Genomic DNA, 13,216 nt, shown 5'->3' with positions numbered 1-13,216 from the left:
GTTCTGAGTATCTGTACGGATGCCGGGCCCCCGCCATGATCGGCAGGCTGTGACGCATGACGACACACCGTGCCCCGAAGGCCGCCACCAGCCCCACCCAGCCCGTCGAGCGGGCCGTGATGGCCGGACTGCTCCTCGCCGTCCTCGCCGGTGTCGCCTGGATAGCCGGGATGATCTACACGGTCATGGGGTGGCCGCTCTGAGCAGTTCCTCGCGGCCGATGACGTCCGCCCGCGTGGACGGCACCGTGCACGCGTAGGCCCCGGCGATCGCGCCGAAGAGCCCGCACCGCTCGGGCGGTTCGCCGCCCAGCCTGCCGAACAGATAGCCCGCCGCGAAGGCGTCCCCGGCTCCGTTCGAGTCCACGACCGGCGCGCTCGGCGTGACGGCCGGGATACGGGTCAGCTCGCCGCGCAGCAACTGGTACGCGCCCTCGGCCCCGGCGGTGGCGACGACCACCTCGGCCCGGCCCCGCTCGGCGATCCGCCGCATGGTCTTCTCCGGGTCCGCCAGCTCGGCCGCCGACAGGAACACGACGTCGGCCTCGTACGCGAACGCCTCGTGATACGCCTGCGTACCGTCCCAGTCGTGCAGGTCGGTCGAGATGCTCACCCCCGCCTCGCGCAGCACCGGGAGGGCGTACGCGCAGGGGTGCGTGATGGAGACATGGGCGTGCCGGCTCGTCGCGGCGAGGGCCCGTACCGTCTCCGGGGGCAGCCGGTCCTCCTCCCGCGCGCGCGTGCTGTCGTACAACGAGAGCCGCCGCCCGTCCGGCCCGACGAGGTTCACCGCCCGCTTGGTACCGGCCGGCTGCGGAACCTCCGTGAGCGCGATACCCCGGTCGCGGTGCAGCTCCCGCACCAGATCCCCCGCGTGATCCGCGCCGACCATGTCGAGATGGTGCGTCCGCAGCCCGAGCGCATGCACCCCGAGCGCCACGAAGTCCCCGGTCTGCCCGGCCCGCATCTCGATCGCGGGCACCATGTGGCTGTCGGCGAGGGGCAACGGCAGCTCGGGCACGTACACGATGGTGTCGACCCCGGCACCTCCGAGAACGAGCACATCGATCGAGCGGCTCAAGTGCACTCCTGTGATGGTCGGGGTCCCGCAGAGCACTACCGAGTCGCAGCCACCCGAAAACTGATCCCAGCCCCCCGCAACCGCTCGATCAGCGAATCTCCCATGGCAACGGCAGTCGTCACCTGCCCGGACGTCGAGGGCAGCTCGTCAAAGGCAAGACACAACGCGGACTCGGCCAACATCTTCGCGGTGTCCCCGTACCCGGGATCCCCACCGGAGACCTCCGTGAACACACGCCGCCCACCCCCCTCACCGACGAACCGCACCGAGAACCAACTCTCCGCCCGCTTCTCCTCGCTGGGCCCGTCACCGGGCTTGAGCCGGTCCGACAGCCACCGCCGCACCGGCGGCACCTGCGCCGCCGCGACGATCGCACCGGCCCCCGCCACCCCGCCCACCGCGAACGGCAGCGTCTCGACGGCCGCGTAGTGCCGGTAACGGAAATCGGGCCCGTACCGCTCCAGCGCCCGCGCGGACCGCTGCACGATCTGCGCGTCGATGGTGGGCAGGGGCAAGGCCCACGCCCCGACCTCCTTGGCGTACCGCGGAGCGCTCGGCGGCGCGTAGGCCCGCCGTCCCACCAGCCGGGGCTCGTGCCGCTTGCGGTCCCGCGCCGCGGCGAGCATGTGCCGCCCGCGCGACATCTGGTTGAGGGCGGAGGCGAAGGTGCCGCCCGAGAACATGCCCCCGGCGCGTACGAACCCGTCCACGGTCAGCGGTACCCCTTCGGGCAGCTGACACACGGTGAAGTAGGCGCCGAGGTCGTGGGGGATCGAGTCGAAGCCGGCGGCGTGCACCAGCCGCGCGCCGGTCTCACGCGCGCGTGCGTCGTGCCGCACGTACATGAGGTCCACGAACTCGGACTCACCGCACAGGTCCAGATAGTCGGTACCGGCCTCCGCGCAGGCGGCGACCAGGTCCTCGCCGTAGGCCAGGTAGGGCCCGACGGTCGTGGCCACCACGCGCGCGTGCTCCGCGAGTTCCCGCACGGACGCCGGATCGGCGACGTCGGCCCGCAGCAGGGGCAGCTCCGCGCAGGCCGGGTCGATCGACGTCAGGCGCTCCCGCAGCCGTTCCAGCTTCGCGGTGTCGCGCGCCGCGATCGCCCACCGCAGCCCCTCTGGAGCGTGCGCGGCGAGATACTCCGCCGTGAGCACGCCGACGAACCCCGTGGCCCCGAAGAGCACGATGTCGTACGCGCGCTCCGTCCTGTCCTGCCTGCTCATGGCACCTCTCAGCCGTCCAGCCCGCGCCGTTGTCGGTGGCTGAGGCTAGCGTGAGGTACGAGGAGCCGAACCAGGACCCCGTGCGCGGGGCCGAAAAGGACCGGAGGCAGCCGTGGCCCCGACGAAGACCGCCCTGAAGAAGTGGGAGAAAGTACGAGAGTTCGCCCTCGGACTGCCGGGCGCGGCCGAGGAGTTCCCCTGGGGCGAGAGCGTCGCGAAGGTCAACAAGAAGGTGTTCGTGTTCCTCGGTGTCGCCGACGGCAGCTATCCGCTGGGCGTCACCGTGAAGCTCAAGGACGAGGTGGCGCACGCCCACGCGCTGTCCTCACCGGGCGCGGAGCCCGCCGGATACGGCCTGGGCAAGGCGGGCTGGGTGAGGGTCCCGCTGGAGGAGAAGGGCGCCCCTGCCGCGGAGCTGCTGTGCGACTGGGTCGAGGAGAGCTACCGCACCATCGCCCCAAAGAGGTTCATAGCGGAGCTGGACGCGCGCTGAAGCTCCTGGTTGGCTTCCAGAATCTACTAAGCGCTTGCTCGCCAGGGCTTGTGCGGAGTGGAACACGTTCTTAACATCGCTGATGTTACATCAGGTGTGTCACAGTGCTGGGGGCTTGATGGCGGCGGCAGGAAAGGCAGTGCACGGCCCGCTCGCCGGGGTGCGCGTGGTCGAGCTGGCGGGCATCGGGCCCGGCCCGTTCGCCGCCATGCTCCTGGCCGACCTGGGCGCGGACGTCGTCCGCGTGGACAGGCCGAACGGCGTGGGACTCGCGATCAACCCCGACTTCGACATCACCAACCGCAACAAGCGCTCGGTGATCGTCGACCTGAAGGCACCCGACGGCGCGGACCACGTCCTCGACCTCGTCGCCCGCGCCGACATCCTCATCGAGGGCTACCGTCCGGGCGTCGCCGAGCGCCTCGGCGTCGGCCCCGAGGCCTGCCACGCCCGCAATCCGAAGCTCGTCTACGGACGGATGACCGGCTGGGGCCAGAAGGGCCCGCTCGCCCCGCGCGCGGGCCACGACATCGCGTACATCGCGCTCACCGGCACCCTCGGCATGATCGGCGCTCCCGGCGAGCCGCCGGCCGTCCCCGCGAACCTCGTCGGGGACTACGCGGGCGGCTCGCTCTACCTCGTCGTCGGCGTCCTGGCCGCCCTGCACCACGCCCGCGCGACCGGCGCCGGACAGGTCGTGGACGCGGCGATCGTGGACGGCACGGCCCACCTCGCCTCGATGATCCACGGCATGATGGCCGCCGGCGGCTGGCAGGACCGGCGGGGCGCCAACCTCCTCGACGGCGGCTGCCCGTACTACGGGACGTACGAGACGGCCGACGGCCAGTACATGGCGGTGGGCGCGCTGGAGGGCCAGTTCTACGAGGAGTTCGTGTGGCTCCTCGGCCTGGGAGAGTACGTCTCGGCGCGCAAGGACGTGTCCCGCTGGGGCGACCTCCGCGAGGCCGTCGCGGCCCGCTTCAAGACCCGTACGAGGGACGAGTGGACCGCCGTCTTCGAGGGATCCGACGCCTGTGTGGCGCCGGTGCTGTCGCTCCGCGAGGCCCCGCACCACCCGCATCTCGCCGCCCGCGGCACCTTCACCAACCACGGCGGCATCACCCAGCCCGCGCCCGCGCCCCGCTTCTCCACCACCCCCACCGCCGTCCGCAGCGGGCCCGCACTGCCGGGCGCCGACACCGCGGACGTGGCCCGCGACTGGGACGTACCGGACCTTCTGAAGGGCAGCGACGAGCCGGAGGGCCGCACTGGGCCGGAAGGCAACAGCGAGCCGGAGGGCAAGACCGAGCCGCAGGGCAACAACGAACCGAAGGGCAGCGCCGAATGAAGCGGCAGATCTTCGCGCCCGAGCACGACGCGTTCCGCGAGACCGTCCGGATCTTCCTCGCCAAGGAGGTGCTGCCGCACTACGAGCAGTGGGAGAAGGACGGCATCGTCTCGCGGGACGCCTGGCTGGCCGCCGGAAGGCAGGGGCTGCTCGGACTCGCGGTGCCGGAGGAGTACGGGGGCGGGGGCAACGCCGACTTCCGCTACAGCGCGGTACTCGCCGAGGAGTTCACCCGCGCGGGGGCCGCCGGGCTCGCCCTCGGGCTGCACAACGACATCATCGGGCCGTATCTGACGGGCCTCGCCACCGACGAGCAGAAGCGGCGCTGGCTGCCCGGCTTCTGCGACGGCTCACTGATCACCGCCATCGCGATGACCGAGCCCGGCGCGGGATCGGACCTCCAGGGCATCAAGACGCGCGCCGAGGACCGGGGTGACCACTGGCTGCTCAACGGCTCCAAGACCTTCATCTCGAACGGGATCCTGGCCGACCTGGTGGTCGTCGTCGCGAAGACGACCCCCGAGGGAGGCGCGAAGGGCCTCTCCCTGCTCGTCGTCGAGCGCGGCACGGACGGTTTCGAGCGCGGCCGCAACCTCGACAAGATCGGGCAGAAGGCCCAGGACACCGCCGAGTTGTTCTTCCACGACGTACGCGTCCCCAAGGAGAACCTCCTCGGCGAGCTCGACGGTGCCTTCGTGCACCTGATGACGAACCTCGCGCAGGAGCGGCTGAACATCGCGGTCGCCGGGATCGCCGCCGCCGAGTACCTGCTGGAGATCACCACGGAGTACGTCAAGGAGCGCGAGGCCTTCGGGCGGCCGCTGTCCCGGCTCCAGCACATCCGCTTCGAGATAGCCGAGATGGCCACCGAGTGCGCCGTCACCAGGACGTTCGTCGACCGTTGCACAGAGGACCACGCGAACGGCGAACTCGACGCGGTGCACGCCTCGATGGCCAAGTGGTGGGCCACCGAACTCCAGAAACGCGTCGCGGACCGCTGTCTCCAACTGCACGGAGGCTACGGCTACATGACGGAGTACCGCGTGGCCAGGGCCTTCACCGACGGCCGCATCCAGACCATCTACGGCGGGACGACCGAGATCATGAAGGAGATCATCGGCCGCTCGCTGCTCGGCTGACCCTCCCGGCCCTTGCGGGCTCTCCTTGAAAGGCTCACGCGTGACCACCGAAGCGTACGTGTACGACGCGATCCGCACCCCGCGCGGCCGCGGCAAGGCGAACGGCGCCCTGCACGGCACCAAGCCCGTCGACCTGGTCGTCGGGCTCATCCACGAGATCAGGGCCCGCTTCCCGGGGCTCGACCCCGCCGCCATCGACGACATCGTGCTCGGTGTCGTCGGACCCGTCGGCGACCAGGGCTCCGACATCGCCCGGATCTCCGCCATCGCCGCCGGACTGCCCGACACGGTGGCCGGAGTCCAGGAGAACCGCTTCTGTGCGTCGGGCCTGGAAGCCGTCAACCTCGCCGCGATGAAGGTCCGTTCGGGCTGGGAGGACCTCGTCCTCGCAGGCGGCGTCGAGTCGATGTCCCGGGTGCCGATGGCCTCCGACGGCGGCGCCTGGTTCGCCGACCCGATGACCAACATCGCCACCAACTTCGTACCGCAGGGCATCGGCGCCGACCTCATCGCCACCATCGAGGGCTTCTCGCGCCGCGACGTCGACGAGTACGCGGCGCTGTCCCAGGAGCGCGCCGCCGCGGCCTGGAAGGACGGCCGCTTCGAGAAGTCCGTCGTCCCCGTGAAGGACCGGAACGGACTCGTCGTCCTCGACCACGACGAGCACCTGCGCCCCGGCACCACCGCCGACTCGCTCGCCAGGCTCAAGGCGTCGTTCGCCGACATCGGCGACCTGGGCGGCTTCGACGCCGTAGCCCTGCAGAAGTACCACTGGGTGGAGAAGATCGACCACGTCCACCACGCGGGCAACTCCTCCGGCATCGTGGACGGCGCCTCGCTGGTCGCCGTCGGCTCGAAGGAGGTCGGCGAGCGGTACGGAATCACCCCCCGCGCGCGGATCGTCGCCGCGGCCGTCTCCGGATCCGAGCCGACCATCATGCTGACCGGGCCCGCGCCCGCCACCCGCAAGGCGCTCGCCAAGGCCGGGCTGACCATCGACGACATCGACCTCGTCGAGATCAACGAGGCCTTCGCCGCGGTCGTCCTGCGCTTCGTGAAGGACATGGGCCTGTCCCTGGACAAGGTCAACGTCAACGGCGGCGCGATCGCCCTCGGCCACCCCCTCGGCGCCACCGGCGCGATGATCCTCGGCACGCTCGTCGACGAACTGGAGCGCCAGGACAAGCGGTTCGGCCTCGCCACCCTGTGCGTCGGCGGCGGTATGGGCATCGCCACGATCGTCGAGCGCATCTGACTCCCCAGTGGACCAACGGACTTCAACGGAGAACCCCCTCATGACCGAGAGCACCACCATCCGCTGGGAACAGGACGAGACCGGCATCGTCACCCTGGTCCTCGACGACCCCGACCAGTCCGCGAACACCATGAACCAGGCGTTCCGCGACTCGCTCGCCGCGATCACCGACCGTCTGGAGGCGGCGGTTCAGGCCGACCCCGACTCCATCCGCGGCATCGTCTTCACCTCCGCCAAGAAGACCTTCTTCGCGGGCGGCGACCTGCGCGACCTCATCCGGGTCACCCCCGAGACCGCCCAGCAGCTCCTCGACGGCGGCCTCGCCATCAAGCGCGACCTCCGCCGCATCGAGACGCTCGGCAAGCCCGTCGTGGCCGCCATGAACGGCGCGGCCCTGGGCGGCGGCTTCGAGATCGCTCTGGCCTGCCACCACCGCGTCGCCCTGGACGCGCCCGGCTCCAAGATCGGCTGCCCCGAGGTCACACTCGGCCTGCTGCCCGGGGGCGGCGGCGTCGTCAGGACCGTACGCCTCCTGGGCATCGCCGACGCGCTCCTGAAGGTGCTCCTCCAGGGCACCCAGTACAGCCCGCAGCGCGCGCTGGAGAACGGCCTCGTCCACGAAGTGGCGGCCACCCGCGAGGAGATGCTGGCCAAGGCCCACGCCTTCATCGACGCCAACCCCGAGTCGAGCCAGCCCTGGGACAAGCCCGGCTACCGCATCCCGGGCGGCACCCCGTCCAACCCGAAGTTCGCGGCCAACCTGCCCGCCTTCCCGGCCAACCTGCGCAAGCAGACGAACGGCGCGCCCTACCCGGCCCCGCGCAACATCCTGGCCGCCGCCGTCGAGGGCTCGCAGGTCGACTTCGAGACCGCGCAGGTCATCGAGGCGCGCTACTTCGTGGAGCTGGCCGCCGGCCAGACCTCCAAGAACATGATCCAGGCCTTCTTCTTCGACCTCCAGGCCGTCAACTCGGGTGCCAACCGGCCCAAGGGCGTCGAGCCCCGCCCGGTCCGCAGGGTCGCCGTCCTGGGCGCCGGGATGATGGGCGCGGGCATCGCGTACTCCTGCGCCCGCGCGGGCATCGACGTCGTCCTCAAGGACGTGACGGCCGAGGCCGCGGCAAAGGGCAAGGGCTACTCCGAGAAGCTCTGCGCCAAGGCGGTCTCCCGGGGCCGTACGACCCAGGAGAAGGCGGACGCGCTGCTGGCCCGCATCACGCCGACCGCCGACCCTCAGGACGTGGCGGGCTGCGACGCCGTCATCGAGGCCGTCTTCGAGGACTCCGCGCTCAAGCACAAGGTGTTCCAGGAGATCCAGCACATCGTCGAACCGGACGCGCTGCTCTGCTCCAACACCTCGACCCTGCCGATCACCGCCCTCGCCGAAGGCGTCGAGCGACAGGTCGACTTCGTCGGACTGCACTTCTTCTCGCCCGTCGACAAGATGCCGCTCGTCGAGATCATCAAGGGCGAGCGCACCGGCGACGAGGCACTCGCCCGCGCCTTCGACCTCGTACGGCAGATCAGGAAGACCCCGATCGTCGTCAACGACTCGCGGGGCTTCTTCACCTCCCGTGTCATCGGGCACTTCATCAACGAGGGCGTGGCGATGGTCGGCGAGGGCATCGAGCCCGCCTCCGTCGAGCAGGCCGCCGCCCAGGCGGGCTACCCCGCCAAGGTCCTCTCCCTGATGGACGAGCTGACCCTCACCCTCCCGCGCAAGATCCGCGCCGAGTCGAAGCGGGCCGTCGAGGAGGCGGGCGGCACCTGGACGGCGCACCCCGCCGACTCGGTCATTGACTCCATGGTCGACGAGTTCGGCCGCCCCGGGCGCAGCGGTGGCGCGGGCTTCTACGAGTACGGGGAGGACGGCAGGCGCGCCGGGCTGTGGCCCGGGCTGCGCGAGCACTTCACGCGCGCGGGAGCCGAGATCCCGTTCCGGGACATGCAGGAACGGATGCTGTTCTCCGAGGCGCTGGACACCGTCCGGCTCCTGGAGGAGGGCGTCCTGACGTCCGTCGCCGACGCCAACATCGGCTCGATCTTCGGGATCGGCTTCCCGGGCTGGACGGGTGGCGTTCTGCAGTACATCAACGGGTATGAGGGCGACGCTGGGGCAGGTGCCGGCGCCGGGGGTGCAGGCACCGGGCTGCCCGCATTCGTGGCACGCGCGCGTGAGCTCGCCGAGCGGTACGGGGAGCGGTTCACGCCTCCCGCGCTGCTCGTGGAGAAGGCGGAGAAGGGCGAGCGGTTCACGGACGCGTGAGGGTTCGGCGCCGGGGGATCTCTTCGCCCCCGCCGCCCCTACCCATCCCCGTCCCCTGGGGCTCCGCCCCAGACCCCGTGGGGTGGGTTGCCGGGTGCGGGTTCGTAGTGGCTGGGGTGCGCAGTTCCCCGCGCCCCTAATTAGGGGCGCGGGGAACTGCGCAGTCTTTTGGGGGTTCGGGGGCGGAGCCCCTGAGGAAGTGACGGGAATGGGTAGGGGCGGCGGGGGCGAAATCCCCCGGTGCGCCGGCCGTCCGTACCGCTGAGCGACACGCCCCCCTTGCCCCCCGCCCCCGCGGCCCCGACGCTGACCGGCGAACCCAGTTCCCCGTCCCCGCGAGGAGCCAACGATGGGCCGCCGCCCCACCCCCGCCCTGCTCGACATCCTGCGCGGCGAGGGCGTGGACCGCGTCTTCGGCAACCCCGGCACCACCGAACTGCCTTTCCTGGCAGCCCTGGAGGACACCGAAGAGGCACCGGACTACGTCCTCGGCGTCCACGAGGGCGCGGTCGTCTCCATGGCCGACGGATACGCCCGAGCCACCGGCCGCCCCGCCTTCGTCAGCCTCCACATCGCCGCGGGCCTCGCCAACGGACTCATCGGCCTGCTCAACGCCCGCCGCTCGCGCACCCCGCTGGTGGTCATGGCCGGTCAGCAGGACCGCCGCCACCTCCAACAGGACCCCATGCTCTCCGGGGACCTCGTGGCTCTCGCCGCGCCCGCCGTGAAGGCGACCTACGACATCCAGCACGCCCGCGACCTCCCGCTCGCGCTGCGCCGCGCCTTCGCACTCGCCGTACGGCCGCCCGCCGGGCCCGTGTTCCTGTCCGTACCCATGGACCTGCTGGCCGAGGACACGGAGGTCGACGTCCCGGCCCGCACGCCGCCGCTCAGGCCCACCCCCGCCGGGGGCCTCGACCGGGCCGCCGTCCTGCTCGGCGCCGCCGCCCGGCCCGTGATCGTCGCCGGGGACGGGGTGGGCCGCGAGGACGCGATGGCCGCGCTCGTCCGGACCGCCGAGACGTGCGGCGCGCCCGTGCACCACCAGCCGATGGCGGACCACCTCGACTTCCCGACCACCCACCCGCTGTACGCCGGGATGCTGCCACCGCGCCACGACGCGATCCGCACCACGCTCGCTCCGTACGACACCGTGCTGATCGCCGGAGCGCACGCGTTCACACCGCACCACTACAGCCCCGGTCCCGCACTGCCGCCCGGCATCACCGTCGTACAGCTCGACTCCGACCCGGACGAGATCGGCCGCAACTTCCCGGCCGACCACGGGGTCGTGGGCGCGCTCCGTCCCTCCCTTGACCGGCTCGCGGAGTTGCTGCGCGAGCGGGTTTCCGAACGTACGGCGAAGATCCGGGTGCTGCGTGCCTGTGACCGGCACACGGTCGAACGGGAACGTGCGGAGGCCGCCGCGCGGGCCGCGTACTCACCTGCGCCCCTCGCCCCCTGGGCCGCCGCCCACGCCGTCGCCCGCGGGCTGCCGCCGGGCGCCGCGGTCGTCGAAGAGGCCATCACCGTGGGCCTGTTGCTGCGCCGGCTCGTGCACCTCGACCGGCCCGGCAGCTACACGCACACCGTCGGCGGCGGACTCGGCTGGGGCATCGGCGCCGCGGTCGGCCGGGCCCTCGCCGAGCCGGGACGGCCCGTCGTCGCGGTTCTGGGCGACGGCTGCGCGCTCTTCGGCCTCCAGGGCCTGTGGAGCGCGGCCCGGTACGCGGCTCCCGTGCTGTTCGTGGTGATGAGCAACGGCGCATACCGCACGCTCCAGAACACCTACGAGGCGATGGGTGGCAACGGGCCCTGCCCCGGCACCGAGTTGGGGCGACTGGACTTCACACAGGCGGCCCGCTTCTTCGGGATCGACGCCGTGCGCGCGGAGAGCGCGGATCACTTACGTGAACTGGTGGGCGGGGTCCGTGAGTTGGCGCGGCCGATGCTGGTCGATGTGCCGCTTCGGTAGGGGAGACCCGGTGGCGGCGTACTTCGGCGGCAGGGGCGGGCGGGTCGACGTGACAGCCATTGGACGACGTACGAACTCCCTCGCGCCGCGTACGAGTTCTCCGGCGGCCGGTGACTCACAGGGACCCGCACCTTGTCACCCGCGTGCCGGGGCCGGACCATCGGTCCATGACGGACGGTCAGGTGCCTCGGGTACCTCAGGTGCCGAAGTCGGTGCTCGCGCGCGGGGCGGCGCTGCTGCGTGCCTGCGGTGAGTCCGAGGGCGCGCAGAGTCTGGCCGAACTCGCGCTGCGCACGGGGCTGCCCAAGCCGACCGCGCACCGGCTGCTGGGCGAACTGGTCCGGCTGGGGCTCGTGGAGCGCGGACCCGACGGCCGCTACCGCATCGGGCTCGCCCTCTTCGTACTCGGTCAGTCGGCGCCGTCCGCTCGCGAACTGCGGGACATCGCCCTGCCGTTCCTCGGCGACCTGTACGAGGCGACCGGCGAGAACGTGCACCTGGCCGTGCCCGACGGCCCCGACACCCTCTTCCTGGCGAAGCTCACCGGCCGCCGCGCCACACCGATCGTCTCGCGCACTGGTGGTCGCCTGCCTGCCCACTGCACCGCCACGGGGAAGGTCTTCCTGGCCCACGACCCCCGGCCGCCGTGCGTCTCCCTGCCCAGGCTCACCCCGCGCACGCTCGTCCTACCCGGCCAGCTCGCCCGCGACCTCGCACGGACCCGTGCCCGCGGCTTCGGCGTCAACCTGGAGGAGGCGGAGATCGGCATCTCCGCCGTCGCGGCCCCGGTCTACGCCCACGAACGCCGCCCGGTCGCCGCCATCTCCGTGACGGGCGGGACCCGGCGCCTCGACATGGAACGCATCGGCGCGCGGGTGTGCGCGGCGGCGCGTGCGTTGACGCGGGCGTTGTCGGCGTGAGCGGTACGCGGGGCAGGCCCCGGGGCGGGTCACTGCTCGGTCCCGGCCTTGCCCCCCGCCTGCATCGACACCGCCAACTGGTGCTCGGTCAGTCGGGCGCCGCTCAACTCCTCCACGGTCCGGCCCCGTACGAAGACCAGCACCCGGTCGCAGACCTCGGTCAGTTCGGCCAGGTCGGTCGAGGCGATGAGCACGGCGGCGCCGCCCGCCGCCAACTCGCCCACGATGCGGTGCATTTCGGACCGGACGCCGACGTCGACACCACGCGTGGGGTCGTCCAGGACGACGATGCGGGGCTCGGTGGCCAGCCACTTCGCGAAGACGACCTTCTGCTGGTTGCCGCCGGAGAGGCGGGCCACGACGTCGTGCGGGTCGCCGCGCAGACGCAGACGCTCCGTCAAGTCACTGGTGCGACGGACCAGTTCAGCGCGCGACGGTATGAAGCCGCCCCGCCCCAGCGCCAGCCAGCTCACCGCCGTGGTGTTCTCCCACACCGTGCGGTCGGTCATCAGCCCGTACCGTTTGCGGTCGCTCGGCACGAACGCCACGCCCGCCCGGACCGCGTCGCGCAGGGACCGTGGCAGCCCCCGGCCACCGATGTCGACCCGGCCGACAGAAACGGCCGTGCGCCCGCACACCACCGCCAACGCGTCGAGATGACCGGCCCCTTGGAGCCCGGCCACGCCCACCACCTCTCCCACGCGCACGGTGAAGGTCACGTCCGCGAGGCGCCCCGGGAGGCAGACCCCGGAGAGCACGACCGGCGGCGGCCCGTCGGCCACGGCACGCGTCCGCCGCACCGGCTGCTGGGGTGTCCCGCCCAGCATCGCCGTCACGAGATCCGGCACGCCGACGTCCTCCCGCCGTACGCCGGCCAGGGTGACCCGTCCGTCGCGCAGCACCGTCACGCGCTGCGCGAGGCGCATCACCTCCTCCAGGAAGTGGGTGACGTACAGGATCGCGATGCCCCGCCCCGTGAGCGTCCGCAGGACCCTTTCGAGACGGTCCACGGCGGCGGCCGGCAGCGCGGACGTCGGCTCGTCGAGCACCAGCACACGCGGCCGGCGCAGCAGCGCCCGCGCGATCTCCGTCAACTGCTGGTCGGCGAGCGGCAGTTCACCCAGCAGCGTGCCGGGCTCGACGTCGAGCCCCAGCTCGTCGAGCACGGGGCGCGCGGCGCGGTCCATCGCACTCCGGTCGAGCAGCCCGAAGCGCCGCGGTGGACGGTGGGGGAAGAGGTTCTCCCGTACCGACAGGTCGGGGAAGAGGCTCAACTCCTGGGAGACGACGGCGATTCCGCCCGACCGCGCCTCCGGCACGAGCCGCAGCGTCCCTTCGTCCGGCCGCAGCGTGCCCGACAGGATCCGCACGAGCGTCGACTTGCCCGCCCCGTTCTCACCGACCAGCGCATGGACCTCCCCGCCCCGAAGCCGGATGCCGGCTCCGTCCAGGGCCCTGACCCCGCCGTACGACTTGACCAGGCCCTGCGCGGCCAGCATGTCGCCGTACGTCAT

11 protein-coding genes are annotated in these 13,216 nt (G+C 72.0%); 8 read left to right on the top strand and 3 right to left on the bottom strand.

The annotated features are described in order from the left end of the window. Nucleotides 1-56 precede the first annotated feature (56 nt). Entirely contained in the window at nt 57-203 is a 147-nt protein-coding gene (gene mmpA / locus ACZ5VQ_RS08500) for a morphogenic membrane protein MmpA (RefSeq protein ID WP_469104239.1), read from the top strand. Here mmpA and ACZ5VQ_RS08495 read toward each other — a convergent pair. Beyond that, nucleotides 184-1,080: an adenosine kinase gene (locus ACZ5VQ_RS08495; protein ID WP_469104238.1), complete on the bottom strand. Its 897-nt coding sequence runs from the start codon at nt 1,078-1,080 to the stop codon at nt 184-186. The two genes, mmpA and ACZ5VQ_RS08495, sit on opposite strands and share 20 nt — an antisense overlap. 35 nt (nt 1,081-1,115) lie before the next feature. Continuing rightward, nucleotides 1,116-2,306 (bottom strand): saccharopine dehydrogenase family protein, encoded by a 1,191-nt coding sequence (locus ACZ5VQ_RS08490; RefSeq protein WP_469104237.1) that lies wholly within the window; start codon nt 2,304-2,306, stop codon nt 1,116-1,118. Nucleotides 2,307-2,418: 112 nt separating this feature from the next. Between ACZ5VQ_RS08490 and ACZ5VQ_RS08485 the strand changes: the two genes are divergently transcribed. The 7 genes from ACZ5VQ_RS08485 to ACZ5VQ_RS08455 all read left to right on the top strand — a co-directional run bounded on the left by ACZ5VQ_RS08485 (nt 2,419) and on the right by ACZ5VQ_RS08455 (nt 11,702). Continuing rightward, nucleotides 2,419-2,799, top strand: coding sequence for an MmcQ/YjbR family DNA-binding protein (locus tag ACZ5VQ_RS08485; RefSeq protein ID WP_055618769.1), 381 nt, complete (start codon nt 2,419-2,421; stop codon nt 2,797-2,799). 118 nt (nt 2,800-2,917) lie between these two features. Beyond that, nucleotides 2,918-4,147 carry a CaiB/BaiF CoA transferase family protein gene (locus ACZ5VQ_RS08480; RefSeq protein WP_469104236.1) on the top strand — a complete coding sequence of 410 codons (1,230 nt, stop codon included), beginning with the start codon at nt 2,918-2,920 and terminating at the stop codon, nt 4,145-4,147. After that, nucleotides 4,144-5,286, top strand: a complete 1,143-nt coding sequence (locus ACZ5VQ_RS08475; RefSeq protein ID WP_469104235.1) for an acyl-CoA dehydrogenase family protein — start codon at nt 4,144-4,146, stop codon at nt 5,284-5,286. Before ACZ5VQ_RS08480 ends, ACZ5VQ_RS08475 begins: the two co-directional genes overlap by 4 nt. Before the next feature lie 40 nt (nt 5,287-5,326). Beyond that, nucleotides 5,327-6,541 (top strand): acetyl-CoA C-acetyltransferase, encoded by a 1,215-nt coding sequence (locus ACZ5VQ_RS08470; RefSeq protein WP_469104234.1) that lies wholly within the window; start codon nt 5,327-5,329, stop codon nt 6,539-6,541. Nucleotides 6,542-6,581: 40 nt separating this feature from the next. Next, the gene (locus tag ACZ5VQ_RS08465) at nt 6,582-8,807 is read left to right on the top strand and encodes a 3-hydroxyacyl-CoA dehydrogenase NAD-binding domain-containing protein (protein ID WP_469104233.1); all 2,226 of its coding nucleotides are present in this window, start codon (nt 6,582-6,584) and stop codon (nt 8,805-8,807) included. Between the two features lie 349 nt (nt 8,808-9,156). Next, entirely contained in the window at nt 9,157-10,782 is a 1,626-nt protein-coding gene (locus ACZ5VQ_RS08460; protein WP_469104232.1) for a thiamine pyrophosphate-binding protein, read from the top strand. Nucleotides 10,783-10,949: 167 nt separating this feature from the next. Beyond that, complete coding sequence (locus tag ACZ5VQ_RS08455) at nt 10,950-11,702, top strand: IclR family transcriptional regulator (protein ID WP_362073203.1); 753 nt, start codon at nt 10,950-10,952, stop codon at nt 11,700-11,702. A 29-nt stretch (nt 11,703-11,731) separates the two neighbouring features. Here the strand turns inward: ACZ5VQ_RS08455 and ACZ5VQ_RS08450 are convergent, their stop codons facing one another. Then, the gene (locus ACZ5VQ_RS08450; RefSeq protein ID WP_469104231.1) at nt 11,732-13,216 is read right to left on the bottom strand and encodes a sugar ABC transporter ATP-binding protein; all 1,485 of its coding nucleotides are present in this window, start codon (nt 13,214-13,216) and stop codon (nt 11,732-11,734) included.

This window comes from Streptomyces sp. NPDC033178 (assembly GCF_055577685.1).
Note: the sequence above shows the minus strand (reverse complement) of the source record. Positions and strands in the feature narration are given on the sequence as shown.